Genomic DNA, 19,334 nt, shown 5'->3' with positions numbered 1-19,334 from the left:
GGGAGCCGGACCGTGATCGCTCGGCGCCCCGGCGGGCGGGCGAACTGCCCCGCCCCGCCGTGGGGGTCTCGTCGGAACCGGCGACCGCGGCTAGGCTGGCCGAGTGTGAAGGCGATCACCACGTTCACCGTCCGCACCTCCCTCCCCGAGTCGATCGGCGCGCTGAGCCGGCTGTCCGCCAATCTGCGCTGGTCCTGGCACCGGCCCACCGAGGCCCTCTTCCGCGATCTGGCCCCCGGGGCCTGGGATGCCTCCGGCGGCGATCCCGTCCGGGTCCTGGACTCGCTCACCCGCGAGGAGATCCAGCGGATCGCCCAGGACGACGAGCTGGTGGAGCGCATCCAGGCGCTCGAGCACGACCTCGACGCGTACCTGAGCGAGCCCCGGTGGTACCAGCAGGAGCACGGCGCCTCCGGACCGCGCTCGATCGCCTACTTCTGCGCCGAGTACGGCATCACCCCCGTCCTGCCGCAGTACTCCGGCGGTCTCGGCATCCTGGCGGGGGATCACCTCAAGACCGCCTCGGACCTGGGCGTGCCCGTCGTCGGGGTGGGCCTGCTGTACCGGAACGGCTACTTCGACCAGTCGCTGTCGCGCGACGGGTGGCAGCTCGAGGACTACCCGGCCCTGGACCCGCAGGGCCTCCCCGTGACCCTGCTGCGCGAGGCGGACGGCACCCCCGTCCGCATCCGGCTGCCGCTGCCCGAGGGCCGGCAGCTCGGCGCGCAGATCTGGCGGGCCGACGTCGGGCGGGTCCCGCTGCTGCTGCTCGACGCCCAGGTCCCGGACAACGACGAGGCGGCCCGCGGGGTCACCGACCGCCTCTACGGCGGCGGGGGCGAGCACCGCCTCCAGCAGGAGCTGCTGCTGGGGATGGGCGGGGTCCGCGCGCTGCGGGAGTTCTCCCGGCTGACGGGCGCCCCCGAGCCCGAGGTCTTCCACTGCAACGAGGGCCACGCCGGCTTCGCGGGCATCGAGCGGATCGCCGAGCTGATGAGCGAGGGGACCGACGGCGGCTCGGGCCTGTCCTGGCTCGAGGCCCTCACCGCGGTCCGCGCCTCGACCGTGTTCACGACCCACACCCCTGTGCCCGCCGGCATCGACCGCTTCGAGCGCGGGCTGATCGAGCGCTTCCTCTCGACCGGCCTGACCGGGCCCGCCCCGCTCGAGGACGTCCTGGCGCTGGGGGCCGAGGACTACGAGGGCGGCGACGGCTCGGCGTTCAACATGGCGGTCATGGGCCTGCGGCTGGCCCAGCGCGCCAACGGGGTGGCTCAGCTGCACGGGGCCGTGTCCCGGCAGATGTTCTCCGGCCTCTGGCCCGGGTTCGACGCCGACGAGGTCCCGATCGCCTCCGTGACCAACGGGGTGCACGTGCCGACCTGGATCGACCCGCGCATGGAGGCTCTGGCCGTGGATTGCAGCCAGCCCGATCTGCGGTCGCGCTGGCGGGCGATCAGCGGGGTCTCGGACGAGGAGCTGTGGCGCGTGCGGGGTCAGCTGCGCGCTGACCTGGTGGCCGACGTCCGGCGCCGTCTGCGGGAGTCCTGGAAGCAGCGCGGCGCCTCCGATGCCGAGCTGGGCTGGACGGACTCGGTCCTGGACCCGGAGATCCTCACGATCGGCTTCGCGCGGCGGGTGCCCACCTACAAGCGGCTCACGCTCATGCTGCGCGATCCGCAGCGGCTCAAGCGCCTGCTGCTGGATCCCGTGCGCCCGGTCCAGCTCGTGGTGGCGGGCAAGTCCCATCCTGCCAACGAGATGGGCAAGCGCATGATCCAGGACCTCGTGCGCTTCACGGACGATCCCGAGGTCCGCCACCGGATCGTCTTCCTGCCGAACTACGACATGGCCATGGCCCGGACCCTGCTGCCCGGCTGCGACGTCTGGCTCAACAATCCGCTGCGGCCCCTCGAGGCCTGCGGGACCTCCGGCATGAAGGCGGCGATCAACGGCGGGCTGAACCTGTCCGTGCTCGACGGCTGGTGGGACGAGCTCTACGACGGCCGGAACGGGTGGGCGATCCCGACCGCCGACGACGGAGCTCCGGGCGAGGAGCGCGACGGGATCGAGTCCGCGGCGCTCTACGAGCTGATCGAGGACCACGTGGCCCCGCGGTTCTACGGCGAGGTCCGCGACGACGGGGCCGAGCGCATCCCGCACGAGTGGCTCGCGATGGTCCGGCACACGCTGATGCACCTGGGACCGAGCGTGTCTGCGGCCCGCATGGTCATGGACTACGTGGCGCAGCTCTACGTCCCGGCCGCCGGGTCGGGTCGCGCCGCCGCGGCCGCGGGCCACTCCCGAGCGCGCTCGACGGCCGCGTGGATCGCGCGCGTGCGCGAGAGCTGGCCGCAGGTCGGGATCGAGCACGTGCATCTCGACGGCCTGCAGGCCGAACCGCAGATCGGCGACACCGTCGAGCTCACGGCCCGCGTGCGCCTGGGGGACCTGAGCCCGGAGGACGTCCGGGTCGAGGTCGTCTTCGGCCGGGTCGCCGACGGCGATCACCTGCGCGAGCGGGAGCACCGAGACCTCGCCCCGGCCGGGTCCTCCGAGGCCGGGGTCCGGGCCTTCTCGGGCAGCTTCACGATCGACCGCTCGGGCCCGTTCGGCTGCACGGCTCGCGTGCTGCCCGAGCACGAGGCCCTGCTCGGCGGGGCGGAGCTGGGGCTCGTGGCGAGCGCATGAGCCGCGCCGGCGATCGCTCGGCGCCGGGGCTTCAGACGAACGCGAGCGCGGCGACCGTCAGCCCCGGGAGCTCCAGGGCCTGCCCCCCGTCGAGGCGCAGACCGCAGGAGGCGCGCTGCTCGGCATCGGTCGAGAAGACGAACTCCACGGCACGCTCCGGGTGGTCTGCCGCCGCACCGGATCCGACCGCACCGGGGTCCTCGGCCGCGAACAGGTCCTCGCTCAGATGCGGCACCGTGAACTCGCGATCCTCGCGGGCCCCGTTGAGCATCACGAGCCCGGCCACTCCCCCGTGGCGCGCCCGCACGAGCATCTGCACCGCGCGGGCCCCGGGGGCCTCCCAGTCCTCCGCTCGCATGAGCCGCCCCTCGGGCGCGAACCAGAGGACGCGGATGTCCTCCGGGCGCATCATGTAGTCCTCCGCCTGCCGGCGCAGGAAGCGGCGGCGGACGCGCAGCGCCTCCCGGGTGGTCTCCAGCATCGCCCGCTGCGCCGGACCCGTCTTCCAGCTCACGTAGCCGATCGGCCCGTCCTGGCAGTAGGCGTTGTTGTTGCCGCCCTGCGTGCGCAGCATCTCGTCGCCCGCGGTGATCATGGGCACGCCCTGCGAGAGGACCAGGGTGGCCATGAGATTGCGTGCCGTGCGGGCTCGCGCGCTGCGCACCGCGGCCGAGCGGCTGGGCCCCTCCTCGCCGTGGTTCCACGAATGGTTGTCGTCCGTGCCGTCGCGGTTGTCCTCGCGATTGGCCTCGTTGTGCTTGTGGTCGTACGTCGTGAGGTCGTGCAGCGTGAAGCCGTCGTGCGCCGTGACGAAGTTGACCGAGGACAGGGGGGTGCGCCCCGAGGCGGCGAAGCGCCCGGGCGAGCCCACCAGCACGTCGGCCAGCCGGGAGAGGCCGCCGCCGGGCGCGCCGTCGGCCATGCCGCGCTGCTCGGTGAGCCAGAAGTCGCGCACCGTGTCCCGGTAGACGTCGTTCCAGTCGGCCCAGCCGGGCGGGAAGCGCCCGGTCTGCCAGCCCCCCAGCCCGACGTCCCACGGCTCGGAGATGAGCTTGGCGCCGCCGATGGACGGGTCGGCCACAGCGGCGACGAGGAACGGGTGCCGCGCCGTGAAGCTGTGCGACGCGTCGCGCCCCAGGGCGGGGGCGAGGTCGAAGCGGAAGCCGTCGATGTGGCAGACGTCGGTCCAGTAGCGCAGCGAGTCCAGGGCCATGCGCACGACCTCGGGCCGAGAGAAGTCCAGCGTGTTGCCGCAGCCGGTGACGTCGAGGTAGTCGCCGCTGTCGTCGTGGCGGTACCACTGCCGGTCCCCCAGGCCGCGCCAGCAGTAGGGCTGCTCGGTCCTGCCGGCCTCCGCGGTGTGGTTGTAGACGACGTCGAGGATCACCTCGAGGCCCGCGGCGTGGAGATCCTTGACCATCTGCTTGAACTCGTCGAGCACACCCTGCGGGCCGCGCCGCTGCGCCGCGCGAGTCGCGTAGGCGGCATGGGGGGCGAAGTACGACAGCGTGTTGTAGCCCCAGTGGTTGCTCAGCCCGGCGGCCGTCAGGTGGGGCTCGTCGAGATGCGCGTGCACGGGCAGGAGCTCGACGGCGGTGATGCCCAGCGATCTCAGGTGCTCGATCATGACCGGGTGGGCGAGCCCCGCGTAGGTGCCGCGCATGTCCTGCGGGATCCCCGGGTGCTGGATCGTGAGGCCCTTGACGTGCGCCTCGTAGATCACGGTGTCGCGCCAGGGGATGTCCGGGGCGAGGTCGCCGGCCCAGTCGAAGGCGTCGTCCACGATCACCGAGACGTAGCGGCTGCCGTACGTGTCGGGCTGCGTGACCCCGCGGCGGCCGGGCACGTGATGGACCTGCTCGAGTCCCCGGCCGTGCGGATCGAGCAGGATCTGCTCGCTGCACGGCGTCGACCCGTCGCGCAGCAGCGACGACCCGGCGTCCACGAAGCCGTAGCGGGTGCCCGGGGGCATTGCGGGGCCGCCGCCCGGGGCGGGCGGCACGAGGTCGAAGTGGATCCCGCCCTCGAGCCGACGCAGCGTGTGGCGGCGCCAGCGGCCTCCCGGCACCTGCCACACCAGGTCCAGGCGGTCGACGCCCGGGGCCCAGACCGCGATGTTCGCCGCGTCCTGGCCGCCCAGGGCCTGGGAGACGCCCAGCGGTCGCGGCCGCGACCGCGCCGGCCCCGGGGCGGTCGGGCGCCTACCGGGAGCGGGCGGCACGGCGGCACGACGTCTCGTAGAGAGCGATGCCGACGGCCATGGAGGCGTTGAGCGACTCCATCTCCGACTGGATCGGGATCGAGACGATCTGATCGCAGCGCTCGGTCATCAGCCGGGAGAGGCCCTTGCCCTCCGAGCCCACCACGATCACGAGCGGCTCGGTGGCCAGCGAGAGCCCGGGCAGCTCGACGCTGCCGCCGCCGTCGAGGCCGATCACGAAGTAGCCGCGCGACTTGGCGTGCTCGATCGTCCGGTTGAGATTGGTGGCCTGCGCGGCGGGCACCCGCGCCGCCGCGCCCGCACTGGTCTTCCAGGCGGTCGCGTTGAGCCCGGTCGAGCGCCGCTCGGGCAGCAGGACGCCATCGCCGCCGAAGGCGGAGACGCTGCGCATGATCGCCCCGAGGTTGCGGGGATCGGTGATCCCGTCGAGGGCCACGAGCAGCGGGGCGCGCTCGCCCGAGCGGTCGCCCTTCCAGCGGTCCATGGCCTCGTCGAGCAGCTCGTCCGCGCCGCGGTACTCGTACGGGGGCACCTGCAGGGCGATGCCCTGGTGGACGGCGTCCTCGGTCAGGCGGTCGAGCTCCGGGCGGGTGGTCTCGAGCACCGGGATCCCGCGCTTGCTGCACAGCTTGATGATCTCGCGGATGCGGTCGTCGGCCTCGATCCTGACCATGATGTAGGCCGCCTTGGCGGGGATCTGCGCGCGCAGCGATTCGAGCACCGCATTGCGTCCCGTCACCAGGTCCTCGGTCTTGCCCGGCCCGCGGCGGTTCGGCCCGCGGCGCCGGCCGGCGTCCGGGGCGCCGGTGGCCGCGCGGCGCTCGGCGGCCTTCTTCTGCTTGTAGGCCTTGTGGTAGGGGCGGTCCTCCGCCCGGGGCGTGGGGCCCCTGCCTTCGAGCTTCTTGCGGCCGTGGCCGCCGGTGCCCACGGTGGGGCCCTTCTTCTTGGAGCTTCCGCTCCCGCGTCGGGGTGCTGACATGGTGTGTCACCCATTCATCTCGTGACCGGGCGTCCCGGTCGGCGTTCGGCTGCTCCGGCGACCGCTGCGTGAACGGCGCCGCGTCGGTGCAGGTGAGGTGCTCAGCCCAGCGACCAGGTCGAGCCGGCGGGCCCGTCGGCGACGGTCACCCCGGCGGCGGCCAGGGTGTCGCGCAGGCGATCCGCCTCGGCCCAGTCCTTGGCCGCCCGGGCCCGGGCGCGGCGCTCGAGCAGGTCGTGCACGAGGTGGTCCAGGGCGGCGTGCTCCTCCGCCCCGGCTCCGGGCCCGCCCAGCGCCATGAGCTGGCGCAGGCCCAGGACATCGGTCATGGCCGAGACCGCTCGGGCCGCCGCGGCGAGGTCCTCCGCCGCGGCCTCGGCGTGCAGCGCGGTGTTGCCCGCGCGGACCGTCTCGTGCAGGACGCCGAGGGCGCGGGGCACGTTGAGATCGTCGTCCATGACCGCCGCGAAATCGGCGGGGACGTCGTCGGCCGTCCACTCCAGGTCCGCTCCGGCCGCCGCGGCGGCGACCAGGAACGCCTCGATGCGCTCGACGGCCGAGGCCGCCTCCTCGAGGGAGGTGGGGCGGTAGTCGAGCACCGAGCGGTAGTGGGCCTGCCCGAGCAGGTAGCGGACCACGAGCGGCCGGTTCTCGGCGAGCATCTGCTGCGGGTCGATCGTGTTGCCGATGGACTTGGACATCTTCTCGCCCTGGTAGGACACCAGGCCGTTGTGCAGCCAGAAGTTCGCGAAGGGCTGCCCGGCCGCGCTCGACTGGGCGAGCTCGTTCTCGTGGTGCGGGAAGCGCAGGTCCAGGCCGCCGCCGTGGATGTCGAAGTGCTCGCCGAGGTAGCGCCCCGCCATGGCGGAGCACTCCAGGTGCCAGCCCGGGCGGCCGCGGCCCCACGGGGAGTCCCAGGAGGCGCTGGCCGGGTCCTGCTCCTTGCTGCCCTTCCACAGGGCGAAGTCCCGGGGATCCCGCTTGCCGCGCGGATCCGCGTCGGCCGCGTCCTGCATCTCGTCGAGGCGCTGATGGGTGAGCTCGCCGTAGCGCGGCCAGGACCGGACGTCGAAGTAGACGTCGCCCGAGTCGTCGGCGGCCGGGTAGGCGTGCCCGCGCTCGATCAGGCGCCGGATCAGCTCGTGCATCTCGGGGATGTGCCCGGTCGCCCGGGGCTCGTAGGTGGGCCGCTCGATGCCGAGGGTGTCGTAGGCGCGGTGGAACACGCCCTCGAACCGGTAGGCCAGGGCCCACCAGGGCTCGTCCGGGTGCTCGCCCACGTAGTCGGGCTGCTCGGAGGCGCGGGCCTTGTCGAGGATCTTGTCGTCGATGTCGGTCACGTTGCGCACGGCGGTGACCCGCAGGCCGCGGAAGCGCAGCCAGCGGATCAGGATGTCGAAGACCAGGCCCGAGCGCACGTGCCCGATGTGGGGGCCGCTCTGCACGGTCGCCCCGCAGTAGTACAGGCGGGCCTCCCCCGGGACCACGGGGTCGAAGTCGCGGACGGAGGCGGAGGCGGAGTCGTAGAAGCGCAGGGTCACGCGGGAAGTCTACCGACGCGCCTTCCGCGGGCACGATTCGGGCCGGGGCTCCGGCACGCCGCGTCGACCGACCGGGTCGGATGCGCCGGCGGGGGCGGCCGGCGCACCGCCTCGGCTCAGACCGGGACGACGAGCGCGGTGGCCACCGCGGCCAGACCCTCGTCGCGCCCGGTGAAGCCCAGCCGGTCGGAGGTGGTCGCCGCGACGGAGACGGGGCAGCCGGCGGCCTCGCCGAGCACGGCCTCGGCCTCCCGGCGCCGAGCGGCGAACCGGGGGCGCTGCCCGATCAGCTGCACTGCGATATTGCCGGGCTCGAAGCCCGCCGCCCGCACGATCGCCGCCGCCTCGGAGAGGATCCGCACCCCGGAGGCCCCTGCCATCTCCGGGCGGTCGGTGCCGAAGTTCGAGCCGAGATCGCCGCAGCCGGCGGCGGAGAAGAGGGCGTCGGCGGCGGCATGGGCGACGACGTCCCCGTCGGAGTGCCCGGACAGCCCGCGCTGGCCCTCCCACAGGAGTCCGGCCAGATGCAGCGGCACCAGGCCGTCGGGGTGCTCGGCGCACTCCCCATCGGTCGCGAAGGCATGGACGTCGACGGAGATCCCGGTGCGGGGGACGGCTGCGGTCATGGGCGGTGCTCCTGATCGGGTGCGGCGCCGCGGGCGGCCACGACGGCCTCGGCCAGCAGCAGGTCCAGCGGCCGGGTGACCTTGAAGGACTCCTCGTGCCCGGCCACGGCGACGACCTCGAGGTCGGTGTAGCGCTCCACGAGGGAGGCGTCATCGGTCACGGCGGCGTCGTCCAGGCCCTCGGCCGCCGCGCGGGCGCTGAGCTCGCGCAGCAGCGGCCACTCGAAGCCCTGCGGGGTCTGGATCGCGCGCAGGCGCGCCCGGTCGACGGTTCCGGAGAGCCGCTCCCGGTCGTCGATCGCGCGCATGGTGTCGATCACCGGCAGCACGGGGATCACGGCCCGGTGCTCGCCCAGCGCCGCGGCGACCTCCCGGAAGACGGAGGGAGGAGTCAGGCAGCGCGCCGCATCGTGGACGAGCACCTCGGCCGGCGCAGGCCCCCGGGCGATGGCCTCGAGGGCGGCGCGCACGCTCGCGGCCCGCGAGTCCCCGCCCGGCACGGCCTGCACGCCGAATCGTCGGCACACGGCGCTGAGCGCCCGGTCCCCGGCCGGGACGGTCACCACGATCCGGCCGGGGTCCGGGCACACCCCGGAGGCCAGGACGCCCTGCAGGCTGCGCTCCAGGATGCTGCGGCCGGCGATCTCGACGAGCGCCTTGGGCATCCCCCGGCCCAGCCGGGTCCCGGATCCTGCCGCGACGACGACGACGGCGCACCCCGTCCCGGAGGAGGGGTGCGCCGTCGCGGAGCCCTGCGGGCCCGATGCGTCCATGCGCTGGGGTCAGCCGGCGAGGATGTCGTCGAGGCGCTTCTCGGCCTCTTCCTCGTCGATGTCCTTGGCCAGCGCCAGCTCGGAGGTGAGGATGTGGCGCGCCTTGGTGAGCATCCGCTTCTCCCCGGCCGAGAGGCCGCGGTCCTTGTCGCGGCGCCACAGGTCGCGCACGACCTCGGCGACCTTGAGGACGTCGCCGGAGGCCAGCTTCTCCACGTTCGCCTTGTAGCGGCGGGACCAGTTGCTGGCCTCCTCCACGTCGTCGGCCTGCAGGACGGCGAAGACCTTCTTGAGGCCCTCCTCGTCGACGACGTCGCGCACGCCGACCAGGTCGACGTTCTCCGCCGGTACCTCGATCACCAGATCGCCCTGGGTGACCTTGAGCTTCAGGTACATCTTCTCCTCGCCCTTGATGGTGCGGGTCTTGATCTCCTCGATCAGTGCCGCGCCATGGTGGGGATAGACGACCGTCTCGCCAACCTCGAAAACCATGTATGGTGCCCCTTTCCGCCGATCGATCCTAACATGCGGCCTCGCGGCGCCGATCTGGTGCCTGAGGGATGCGGACGATCCGTCACCCAGCGGATACCATGGCTCCGAGCATCTACGATCTGCCTGAGGAGTTCGCGCTGTGACCACTGCCGCCCGCAAGAGGCTTCGCACCATCGGCCTGGGGGCCGCATTCGCCGCCGCCGCTCTCACCTCGACCGGCTGCGCCGTGACCAGCCCGCAGGCCACCACGGACGACTACTCCCCCGCCGACGGCATCGTCGGCCAGGTCGGCGAGGTCAGCGTCAACAATCTCCTGATCGCGGCCGAGTCCGGCGACTCCGAGGGGCGCCTGCTCGGCACCCTGGTCAACGAGTCGGGCGACGACGCCTCGGTCGAGATCGCCGTGGAGGGCGCCTCCCCGGTCACCGTGGACGTGCCCGCCGGCGGCGAGGTCCGCTTCGAGGACGACGCCAACGAGGAGCTCGTGGACCCGGCCGGCGCCGATCCCGGTCTCCTGGTCCCCGCCACGCTCACCGTCGGGGGCGAGACCCTCGAGCACGAGCTGCCGGTGCTGGACCACACCTACCCGCGCTACGCCGAGTACATCCCGGGCGGCGCTCCCTCGACCCCGGCGAACCCGTCCAACACCCCCGCCCCCGAGGGCGAGGAGGGCGGCCACTGAGCCGGACTCCTCGCCGCGGGGCGCATCGGTCCCGGCGGTCGGAGCCGGTCCGCAGCTGATCCTCCCGAGCACGACGGGGCGGCGATCATCCGGTCGCCGCCCCGTCGTCGTCCCCGGCACCCGGGCCGAGCATGCCGGCCGGAGCGCTCAGACCTCGAACTTGTAGCCCAGCCCGCGCACCGTCACGAGGTGGTGCGGATCGGACGGGTCCGGCTCGATCTTGGAGCGCAGCCGCTTGACGTGCACGTCGAGGGTCTTGGTGTCGCCCACGTAGTCGGAGCCCCAGACCCGGTCGATCAGCTGGCCGCGGGTCAGCACGCGGCCCGCATTGCGCAGCAGCATCTCGAGCAGCTCGAACTCCTTGAGCGGCATGTTCACCGTCTCGCCCTCGACGGTCACGACGTGGCGCTCGATGTCCATGCGCACCGGGCCCGCCTGCACGGTCGCCGAGACGAGCTCCTCGGGCTCCGAGCGGCGGCGCAGCACGGCGCGGATGCGCGCGACCAGCTCGCGGGAGGAGTACGGCTTCGTGACGTAGTCGTCCGCGCCGAGCTCCAGGCCCAGCACCTTGTCGATCTCCGCATCCTTGGCGGTCAGCATGATGATGGGGACGCTCGAGCGCTGGCGCAGCTGCTTGCAGACCTCCGTGCCGGACAGCCCCGGCAGCATGAGGTCCAGCAGCACCAGGTCGGCGCCTGCCCGGTCGAACTCCGCGACCGCCTGCTGGCCGTCGGCGACGACCTCGGGGTCGAAGCCCTCCTTGCCCAGGAGGTAGGCCAGCGGCTCCGACAGGGACTCCTCGTCCTCCACGATCATGATCCGGGTCATGCGGATTCTCCTCCTTCTCGTCGGCCCTGCCCGGTGCGCACGGGGCGAAGGCCCCGGCGCCCCGAGGGGGCATCGTCTGTTCCCGCGGCCTCGGCGCCCTGGGCGCTCGCAGCGGCATCCGCGGCCTGCCCGTCGTCCGGCCGCCCGTGCTCGGCACCGCTCATCAGCGGGATGTGCAGCGTGAACGTCGAGCCCTGCCCCGGCTCGGACCACATGTCGACGAGCCCGCCGTGCTGCTGCATGACGTGCTTGACGATGCTCAGGCCGAGCCCGGTTCCGCCGGTCTGGCGCGACCGCGCGGAGTCCACGCGGTAGAACCGCTCGAAGACCCGCCCCTGCTCGGTCTCCGCGATCCCGGGGCCCTGATCGGTCACCGCGATCAGGGCCATGTCGTCGCGCCGCCGCAGGCCGATGCCCACCCGGGTGCCCGGGGGCGAGTATCGGATCGCGTTGTCGATCAGGTTGCGCAGCGCGGTGGTCAGCATGTCGGCGTCGCCGAAGGCCGGGGCGTCCACGCTGCCGCCGATCACCAGGGCGATGTCGCGGGACTCCGCGGTCATCCGGTTGCGGTCGACGGCCTCCGCGACCACCCGGTCCAGGGCCACCGGCCCGCCGGAGGTCACGACGTTCTGCCCCTGCAGGCGAGACAGCTCGATGATGTCCTGGACCAGCAGGGTCAGCCGCTCCGACTCCCGATGCAGCCGGGACGCGAAGTGGCGCACGGCGTCCTCGTCCTCGGCCGCGTCCTCGATGGCCTCCGAGAGCAGGCGGATGGCGCCCACGGGCGTCTTGAGCTCGTGGGAGACGTTGGCGACGAAGTCGCTGCGCACGGACTGCGCCCGCTCGATCTCGGTCTGGTCATCGGCCAGCAGGAGGACGAACTCGTCGCCCAGCACCGCCACCCGGACGTCCAGGACGATCACCCCGGCGTGCTCGGCGCCGCGGCCGATCTCGACCCTGCGCTCCTCGGTCACGCCGGAGGTCCGCGCCGCGCGGATCATGGCGAGCAGCTCGTCGAGCACGACCGAGTGCCCGCGCACCAGCCCGAAGGCGTACGCGGCGGGCGAGGCGCGCACGACCCCGTCGACCCCGTCCACGACCACGTAGGCGCGGCCCATGACGGACAGCACGTCCGCGGCGCCGGCCGGGAGCTGCGGCTCGCCCACCTCCGCCGCCTCGACGCGGCGCTGCGAGGTCCCGCGCAGGGCGAAGAGACCGCTGAGTCCGAGCAGCAGTCCGATCAGCCCCGAGAGGAGCGCGAGCAGGAGGGGGTCCACGCCTCCAGGGTAGGGGCACGCCCGGCCGTTGTCGGCGCGCCCCGGGGCCGTCGCCGGGGCGGTCGCCCGGTCGTCACGGGGAGATCACCCGACGTTCGGCCGCTGTTCACCCGCCGCGCGGACGTCCGCAGGCCAGCCCGCGTAGCGTATTCCCCTCGTCGACCTCGGGCACGAGGTCGTCACGGCACGACGGCGTGCGGACCCGGCACCGGGACCGCACAGGGGGAGGCGCTGGATGCGCACGGTGTTCCAGGCAGAGCTCAAGCAGGTGGGCGACGAGCTCGTGGCCATCGCCCGGCTCGTGCGCGAAGCGCTCTCCGAGGCCAGGTCGGCCTTCCTGGACGCCGACCTGGAGACGGCCCAGGAGGTCATCTCCAACGACGCCCGGATCGATCACCTGCAGGACGAGCTCGACGAGCGCTCGATCGACATCCTGGCCCGGCAGTCCCCCGTGGCCTCCGACCTGCGCATGCTCGTGTCCGCCCTGCGGATGAGCACCTCGCTCGAGCGCATGGGCGACCTGGCCCGGCACCTGGCCCAGGACGCCCGCCGCCGGTTCCCCGAGCCGGTGCTGCCCGAGGCCCTGGTCGAGGACTTCGCCCAGCTCTTCGAGCTGGACCTCGGCATCCTGGACGGGGTGATCGAGATGCTCGAGACCCGCGACATCTCGATCTTCGACGAGATCCACCAGCGCAAGGCCCAGGTCAACGCCCTCCACCGCGGCATCTTCGACGCGATGGCCGCGCCGGAGTGGACCGCGCCGGTGCACACGACCGTGGACGTGACGCTGTCCTCGCGCTACCTCGAGCGCATCGGCGACCACGGGGTCTCCGTCGCCCGGAAGGTCACCTATCTGGTGACCGGCGAGTGGACGCCCCAGCCGGCCGACCGCGGGGACGGCACCGCCCGCTGAGCTCCGGCAGACGGCGCGGCGCCGGCGATGGCGGAGCACGAGGCGGGACGACGCAGCAGGGGCCCGGATGCGATCGGCATCCGGGCCCCTGTGCGATCCGGGCCGTGCGACCCGGCCTGCGGGACCGCCTGCGCCCCCCGCGGCGGCTCAGCTCACTTCTTGCCCTGGTTCGCCACGGCCTTGATGGACTCGGCCGCGGCCTCCGGGTCCAGGTACTCGCCGCCGGCGGTCAGCGGCTTGAAGTTGGCATCGAGCTCGTAGACCAGCGGGATGCCCGTGGGGATGTTCAGCCCGGAGATCTCCTCGTCCGAGATGCCGTCCAGGTGCTTGACCAGAGCGCGCAGCGAGTTGCCGTGCGCGGCGAGCATGACGGTGCGCCCCGCCTTGAGATCGGGCTTGACCTGGTCCTCCCAGTACGGGAGGAACCGCTCGAGCACGTCCTTGAGGCACTCGGTGCGCGGCAGGTGCTGGACGTCCTCGTAGCGGGGGTCGCCGGCCTGCGAGTACTCGTCCGAGTCGTCGAGCTCGGGCGGGGGGACGTCGTAGGAGCGGCGCCAGGTCATGAACTGCTCCTCGCCGTACTTCTCCCGGATCTCGGCCTTGTCCTTGCCCTGCAGGGCGCCGTAGTGGCGCTCGTTGAGGCGCCAGGAGCGCTTGACCGGGATCCAGTGGCGCTCCGCGGAGTCGAGGGCCAGGTTGGCCGTCATGATCGCGCGCCGCAGCAGCGAGGTGTGGACGATGTCCGGGAGGATGCCGCGCTGCTGGAGCAGCTCGCCGCCGCGGGCCGCCTCGGCGCGGCCCTTGTCGGTGAGCGGGACGTCCACCCAGCCGGTGAAGAGGTTCTTCTCGTTCCAGTCGGACTGTCCGTGACGGAGCAGGATCAGCGTGTACTTCGCTTCGGTAGCCATATCGCAAGTATCACACCTGATCGGGCCCCGGGCGACCTCGGCCACGGGGTTGTCCGCGGCGCCGGCCGCGATCGGGTGCCGCCGTCGGCCCCGTCACCGGGGCGTCACCAGGCGGACGGACCCGAGGACTCGACGTTCACGGCCGGCTTCACGTCGGCGAGGTAGACGCCGGAGGCGGTGGCCGCGATCAGCAGGACGAACATGCCGCCCAGCTGGGGGATGCCGCCGGTGAGCAGGGCGATCACGGCGGGCACCGACATGAGGGCGGTGAACAGCAGGCACGCGCCCGTCACGAGCAGCCAGAAGGTCCGGGTGCGCTTGAACGCGCGCTCGAACTGGATCGGCTTGACGGTCAGGGCGTGGAAGAAGGCCATGGCCGCGAGGACGGTCACCAGCACCATGGCCGCGACATCGACCAGCGCGACGGCCAGCAGGATGATGGAGGTGAAGGTCATGTCCCCGATCCTACCGTCCGGACCGAGGAGGGCCCCTCTCGGTCGGAGGAGGGCAGCCCCGCGTCCAGGGCGCCGCGGAGGTCGTCCCACAGGTCCTCGACGTCCTCGATGCCGACCGAGAGCCGCAGCAGCGACTCGGGGACGCTCGCCTGCTCCTCGGGGTGGCGGCGCCGTCGTTCGACGAGCGACTCGACCCCGCCCAGGGAGGTCGCCGGCACCCACAGCCGCAGGGCCTCGACCACGCGATCGGCCGCGGATGCGCTGCCGTCGACGACCAGGCCGACGACGGCTCCGAAGCCGCCGTCGAGCTGACGGGCCGCGCGCTCGTGACCGGGGTCCTGCGGCAGCCCCGGATAGCGCACGGCGCGGACGGCGGGGTGGGACTGCAGCCGCCGGGCGATCTCCGCGGCATTGGCGCAGGCGCGCTCGACCCGAAGGGACAGCGTGCGCACCCCCCGCAGCGCCAGCCATGCCTCGAACGGGCCGGGGATCGCTCCGTGGCCGGAGCGGTGGGCGTGCAGCCGCTCCCTCAGCCGGGGGTCCGAGGTCACGGCGGCGCCCAGGACGACGTCGGAGTGGCCGGAGAGGTACTTGGTGGCCGAGTGCACGACGATGTCCGCGCCCCAGGTCAGCGGCCGCTGCAGCAGCGGGGTCGTGAAGGTCCCGTCGACGCAGGTGAGCACCCCCAGGCGCCGAGTGCCCGCCAGGATCGCGGGCAGGTCGGCGACTTCGAGCATGGGATTCGTGGGCGACTCGAGCAGGACCAGATCCGCCCCCTCGGCGGCCGTCAGGACGGCGTCGGTGTCCTCGACGTCGACGGCGCCGACCGAGATCCGCCCCTCCGCCTCGGCCTCGCGGACCAGGGTCGCGGTGCCCATGTAGACGTGCCGGGGCACGATCACCCGGCCGCCCGGCGGCACCAGCGACAGCACCGCGGACAGGGCCGCCGCGCCCGAGCCGAAGGCCAGGGCGGGCAGCCGCGCCTCCTCGAGTCGGCCCAGGACGCCCTCGAGGTCCTCCCACGTCGGGTTGGACACCCGGCCGTACATCCGCTCCCCGGGAACGGGCGGGCCCGAGCCCCGGTAGGTCGAGCTCAGCACGATCGGCGGCCCGACGGGGGCGTCGTTCTCCGGCGCGGGCCGGCCCCCGGACACCGCGATGGTCGCCGGGCGCAGGCCGTGCGGTCCGCTCTCGGCGGAGGCCTCCCGGGAGGGCGCGGAAGCGGAGGCTGACAGGCGGTCGTCCGGGGTCTGCGGGATCATGCCCAACAGCCTACGACCGCCGGCCCACAGCCCCGATGCCCGCATCCGCGATGTCCGGGCGGGCCCCTACAGTGGGTGTGTGAGGACCCAGAGCACCCCTGCGAGCATCTCCGCGGATGCGGCCGCGCACGCCCCCGCCGCCGCGCGCGGCGCGTTCATCGCGTTCGAGGGCGGCGACGGCGCCGGCAAGTCCACCCAGCTGCGCCTGCTGGCGGAGTCCCTGCGCGAGCGCGGGGTCCCGGTGCTGCACACCCGCGAGCCCGGCGGCTCGGCCATGGGCGAGCAGATCCGCTCGCTGGTCCTGGACCCCGAGCACGCTCCGGTGGATCCGCGCACGGAGGCCCTGCTGTTCGCGGCCTCGCGCAGCGCGCACGTCGAGCGCACGCTGCGTCCGGCCCTGGCCGACGGCGTCGCCGTGCTCACCGATCGCTACCTCGACTCCTCGGTGGCCTACCAGGGCGCCGCCCGCGGTCTGGGCCCGGCGGCGGTGCGGGAGCTGAACCTGTGGGCCGTCGACGGGCTGCTGCCCGATCTGACCGTTCTGCTGGACGTCCCGGAGGACACCGGGCGGCGGCGCCGCGCGGACCGGGCCGCGGATCGCATGGAGCAGGAGCCGGCGCCCTTCCACGAAGAGGTCCGCCGGGCCTTCCTGGACCTCGCCGGCTCCGCGCCGGAGCGCTATCTGGTGCTCCCGGCGGACTCCCCCGTGGACCGCCTCGCCGAGCGGATCCGCGAGCGCGTGCTCGAGCTGCTGAGGACGCGGCGGGAGGCCTCCGGCGATCCGGTGCCGGGAGACCCGACGGCGAGCGGTCCGGCCGCCGGCGGCATCGCCCCCGCGACGACGGGCGGTCGGCGATGAGCGTCTGGGACGACCTCGTGGGGCAGGACGCCGTCGTCGACCAGCTGGCGCGCGCGGCGCGCGACGAGCAGCCCTCGCACGCGTGGCTCGTGACCGGGCCGCCGGGCTCCGGGCGATCGCACGCGGCGCTGGCCCTGGCCGCCGCCCTGCTGTGCGAGCAGCCCGATCCGGCCGAGCGCGGGTGCGGTCGGTGCGCGGCCTGCCGGACGGTGCGGGCCGGCTCGCACGCCGATCTCACGCACTTCCGCACGGAGCACTCGGAGATCCGCATCGACGAGGCGCGCGATCTCGTGGTGCGCGCCCAGGACAGGCCCTCCGTCGGCCGGTGGCGCGTCATGGTGATCGAGGACGCCGACCGCATGGCCGAGCGCACCTCGAACGTCATGCTCAAGGCCATCGAGGAGCCGCCCCCGGGGACCATCTGGCTGCTGTGCGCGCCGAGCCCCAGCGACGTCCTGGTCACCATCCGCTCGCGCTGCCGCCCGGTGACGCTGCGCGTGCCGCCCGTCGAGGCCGTGGCGCAGCTGCTCGAGCGCCGCGACGGCGTCCCGGCGCAGCGCGCCCTGGAGTGCGCGCGCCTGGCCCAGTCGCACGTGGGCGTGGCACGGCGCCTGGCGCTCTACGACGACGCCCGCGAGCGTCGTCGCCGGGTCGTGGAGATGCCGCTGCGGCTGAACGGGGTCGCCGACGCCGTGCGCGAGGCCGGGCGGCTGACCAGGCTCGCCGAGGAGGAGGCGACCGCCGAGTCCGAGGCCCGCGACGAGGAGGAGCGGGCCCACCTGCTCACCTCCCTGGGCGCGGCCGACTCCGGCAGGATGCCGCCGAACGTGCGCAGCGCGCTCCGGCGGCTGGAGGAGGATCAGAAGCGGCGCTCCAAGCGGGTGCGCACCGACACCCTGGACCGCTTCCTGATCGACCTCACCACGTTCTACCGCGATGCCCTCACGCTGCAGCTGGGCACCGGGTCGGAGCTGGTCAACCAGCACATCGCGGATGCGCTGCGCGACCACGCGGCCAACTCCGCGCCCGAGGAGTCGCTCGAGCGGATCGACACGATCGCGCGCACGCGGACGCGGATCCGCACCAATGCCGCCGCCGGACTGGCCTTCGAGGCGATGGCCGTCTCGCTGCTGTGACCGGCAGCGCCCGCGGCCGTCCCGCGCCGCGGCCCGGGACGGCCGCCCACCACCGGACGATCGAGATCGGATGCCCCGGATGACTGCTTCAGCTCGCCCGCGCCGGCGGGCGCGGCTGGCCGCGCTCGCGGCCGTCGCCGCCCTGGGCCTCGGCGCCTGCACCGGCGGCGAGGGCCCCCGGGAGGCGGACGTCCCCGAGGGGGCCGCGGCCGGCATGGACCGGTACTACGGCCAGCAGCTCGACTGGGGCGCGTGCGAGGGCTCCGGCGGCCTCTCCGGGCTGCTCGGCGGCGACGGGGACCAGGAGTGCGCGGAGCTCACCGTCCCGGTGGACTACGCGGATCCCGAGGGCGGGACCACGACCGTCGCGCTGTCCCGGCTGGCCTCAGAGGGCGAGGCCGCCGAGGGCGCGCTCGTCGTGAATCCCGGCGGGCCGGGCGGATCGGGCGTGGACCTGATCGCCGGGGCCGGGGGCCTGTTCGGGGAGGAGCTGCGCGGCGCCTACGACATCGTGTCCTTCGACCCCCGCGGCGTCTCGCGCTCCGACGGGATCGAGTGCTTCGCCGACGACGCCGAGCGCGATGCCTGGCGCTCCCTGCCAGCCTTCGACCCGCAGCAGCGCTCGGTCGACGATCTGCGCGGCGAGTACCGCGACCTCGGGCGGGACTGCGCGCAGCGCTCCGGTCCCGTGCTCGAGCACATGGACACCGCCTCCGTGGCCCGGGACATGGACGTGCTGCGCGCGGTCCTGGGCCAGGACCGGACCGACTACCTGGGCTTCTCCTACGGCACGCACATCGGCGCGGAGTACGCGCGGCAGTTCCCCGATCGGGTGGGCCGGTTCGTGCTCGATGCCGCGGTCGACCCGCAGGTCTCCAACAGCGATGTCTCGCTCGCGCAGGCCGAGGGCTTCGAGAACGCGCTGCGCGACTTCCTGGAGCACTGCACCGCGGACTCCCCCGAGTGCTTCGCCGAGGGCTCGGTCGAGGACGGATTCGAGGAGGTGCGGCGGATCCTGGCCCGCTCGGCGGACGAGGAGATCACCGGCGCCGACGGCCGTCGGGTGACGCCGGTGCAGGTCGCCGAGGGCATCATCACGCCGCTGTACAGCACGGCGACCTACTCGACCCTGGACGAGGCCCTGCGCAAGGCATCGGACGGCGACTACGCGGCCCTGCAGGAGCTCTCGGACGCCAATCACGGCCGCCGGCCGGACGGCAGCTACCACGGCAACTCGACGACGTCGTTCACGGCGGTGAACTGCCTCGACTCGACCGACGAGTCCCTCACGGACGAGGAGCTGGCCGCCCAGCAGGAGGTGCTGACCGAGCGGGCCCCGACCTTCGGGCCCTATCTGGGCTACTCCGAGGCCGCGTGCCAGGGCTGGCCGTTCGGCCCGGCGGGCCGCGACGAGCCCGCCGAGTACACCGGCGACGCGGAGATCCTGGTGGTCGGCGGCACCGAGGACCCCGCGACCCCCTATGCCTGGTCCGAGGCGCTGACCGAGCAGCTGGGCAGCGCCCGGCTGCTCACCCGCGAGGGCATGGGCCACGTGTCGTACTCGTCCGGCAACGGCTGCATCGTGGAGGCCGTGGACGGGTTCCTGGTCGACGGGAGCCTGCCCGAGGAGGGCGCCGTCTGCCGGGACCCCCAGCTCTGAGGCACGCGGTCGGGCCGCCGTCGTCCCCGGC

17 protein-coding genes are annotated in these 19,334 nt (G+C 73.7%); 6 read left to right on the top strand and 11 right to left on the bottom strand.

The features are described from left to right. Positions 1–105 precede the first annotated feature (105 nt). The gene (gene glgP / locus FSY66_RS09970) at positions 106–2,691 is read left to right on the top strand and encodes an alpha-glucan family phosphorylase (protein ID WP_186304540.1); all 2,586 of its coding nucleotides are present in this window, start codon (positions 106–108) and stop codon (positions 2,689–2,691) included. Positions 2,692–2,722: 31 nt separating this feature from the next. Here glgP and glgX read toward each other — a convergent pair whose 3' ends face one another. The 6 genes from glgX to FSY66_RS09940 form a co-directional block, all read right to left on the bottom strand. After that, positions 2,723–4,912: a glycogen debranching protein GlgX gene (glgX, locus tag FSY66_RS09965; RefSeq protein WP_260853631.1), complete on the bottom strand. Its 2,190-nt coding sequence runs from the start codon at positions 4,910–4,912 to the stop codon at positions 2,723–2,725. Next, positions 4,893–5,891 carry a 23S rRNA (guanosine(2251)-2'-O)-methyltransferase RlmB gene (gene rlmB / locus FSY66_RS09960; RefSeq protein WP_144794455.1) on the bottom strand — a complete coding sequence of 333 codons (999 nt, stop codon included), beginning with the start codon at positions 5,889–5,891 and terminating at the stop codon, positions 4,893–4,895. Before rlmB ends, glgX begins: the two co-directional genes overlap by 20 nt. A gap of 101 nt (positions 5,892–5,992) precedes the next feature. Continuing rightward, positions 5,993–7,432 (bottom strand): cysteine--tRNA ligase, encoded by a 1,440-nt coding sequence (gene cysS, locus FSY66_RS09955; RefSeq protein ID WP_144794453.1) that lies wholly within the window; start codon positions 7,430–7,432, stop codon positions 5,993–5,995. Between the two features lie 116 nt (positions 7,433–7,548). Then, positions 7,549–8,058, bottom strand: coding sequence for a 2-C-methyl-D-erythritol 2,4-cyclodiphosphate synthase (gene ispF / locus FSY66_RS09950; protein ID WP_144794451.1), 510 nt, complete (start codon positions 8,056–8,058; stop codon positions 7,549–7,551). Beyond that, complete coding sequence (locus FSY66_RS09945; RefSeq protein ID WP_144794449.1) at positions 8,055–8,831, bottom strand: IspD/TarI family cytidylyltransferase; 777 nt, start codon at positions 8,829–8,831, stop codon at positions 8,055–8,057. Before FSY66_RS09945 ends, ispF begins: the two co-directional genes overlap by 4 nt. Positions 8,832–8,840: 9 nt before the next feature. Further along, positions 8,841–9,323, bottom strand: coding sequence for a CarD family transcriptional regulator (locus FSY66_RS09940; RefSeq protein ID WP_006214662.1), 483 nt, complete (start codon positions 9,321–9,323; stop codon positions 8,841–8,843). A gap of 139 nt (positions 9,324–9,462) precedes the next feature. On the opposite strand from FSY66_RS09940, the gene FSY66_RS09935 reads away from it, so the two are divergent. Next, positions 9,463–10,005: a hypothetical protein gene (locus FSY66_RS09935; protein ID WP_144794447.1), complete on the top strand. Its 543-nt coding sequence runs from the start codon at positions 9,463–9,465 to the stop codon at positions 10,003–10,005. Between the two features lie 147 nt (positions 10,006–10,152). Here the strand turns inward: FSY66_RS09935 and FSY66_RS09930 are convergent, their stop codons facing one another. Then, positions 10,153–10,833, bottom strand: coding sequence for a response regulator transcription factor (locus FSY66_RS09930; protein WP_144794445.1), 681 nt, complete (start codon positions 10,831–10,833; stop codon positions 10,153–10,155). Further along, positions 10,830–12,110 carry a sensor histidine kinase gene (locus tag FSY66_RS09925; RefSeq protein WP_144794442.1) on the bottom strand — a complete coding sequence of 427 codons (1,281 nt, stop codon included), beginning with the start codon at positions 12,108–12,110 and terminating at the stop codon, positions 10,830–10,832. Before FSY66_RS09925 ends, FSY66_RS09930 begins: the two co-directional genes overlap by 4 nt. 235 nt (positions 12,111–12,345) lie before the next feature. Here FSY66_RS09925 and phoU point away from each other — a divergent pair, with 235 nt between their 5' ends. Next, on the top strand, positions 12,346–13,023 hold the full coding sequence (gene phoU, locus FSY66_RS09920; RefSeq protein WP_144794440.1) for a phosphate signaling complex protein PhoU: 678 nt from the start codon (positions 12,346–12,348) through the stop codon (positions 13,021–13,023). A gap of 152 nt (positions 13,024–13,175) precedes the next feature. On the opposite strand, the gene FSY66_RS09915 is transcribed toward phoU, so the two are convergent. The 3 genes from FSY66_RS09915 to FSY66_RS09905 all read right to left on the bottom strand — a co-directional run bounded on the left by FSY66_RS09915 (position 13,176) and on the right by FSY66_RS09905 (position 15,648). Continuing rightward, positions 13,176–13,931: a phosphoglyceromutase gene (locus FSY66_RS09915; RefSeq protein WP_144794438.1), complete on the bottom strand. Its 756-nt coding sequence runs from the start codon at positions 13,929–13,931 to the stop codon at positions 13,176–13,178. A gap of 104 nt (positions 13,932–14,035) precedes the next feature. Further along, complete coding sequence (locus FSY66_RS09910) at positions 14,036–14,386, bottom strand: DUF2516 family protein (protein WP_144794435.1); 351 nt, start codon at positions 14,384–14,386, stop codon at positions 14,036–14,038. Continuing rightward, positions 14,383–15,648 carry a trans-sulfuration enzyme family protein gene (locus FSY66_RS09905; RefSeq protein WP_144794433.1) on the bottom strand — a complete coding sequence of 422 codons (1,266 nt, stop codon included), beginning with the start codon at positions 15,646–15,648 and terminating at the stop codon, positions 14,383–14,385. Before FSY66_RS09905 ends, FSY66_RS09910 begins: the two co-directional genes overlap by 4 nt. Positions 15,649–15,727: 79 nt before the next feature. Between FSY66_RS09905 and tmk the strand changes: the two genes are divergently transcribed. The 3 genes from tmk (at position 15,728) to FSY66_RS09890 (ending at position 19,303) form a co-directional block, all read left to right on the top strand. After that, positions 15,728–16,507, top strand: a complete 780-nt coding sequence (gene tmk, locus FSY66_RS09900) for a dTMP kinase (RefSeq protein WP_313955549.1) — start codon at positions 15,728–15,730, stop codon at positions 16,505–16,507. Then, positions 16,504–17,643 carry a DNA polymerase III subunit delta' gene (locus FSY66_RS09895; protein ID WP_144794429.1) on the top strand — a complete coding sequence of 380 codons (1,140 nt, stop codon included), beginning with the start codon at positions 16,504–16,506 and terminating at the stop codon, positions 17,641–17,643. The genes tmk and FSY66_RS09895 overlap by 4 nt, the downstream gene beginning before the upstream one ends. Before the next feature lie 79 nt (positions 17,644–17,722). Continuing rightward, on the top strand, positions 17,723–19,303 hold the full coding sequence (locus FSY66_RS09890; protein ID WP_144794427.1) for an alpha/beta hydrolase: 1,581 nt from the start codon (positions 17,723–17,725) through the stop codon (positions 19,301–19,303). Positions 19,304–19,334: the final 31 nt, after the last annotated feature.

Source organism: Kocuria palustris (assembly GCF_007666205.1).
Classification (GTDB): domain Bacteria; phylum Actinomycetota; class Actinomycetes; order Actinomycetales; family Micrococcaceae; genus Kocuria; species Kocuria palustris_A.
This window is presented reverse-complemented; position numbering and strand designations above follow the sequence as displayed.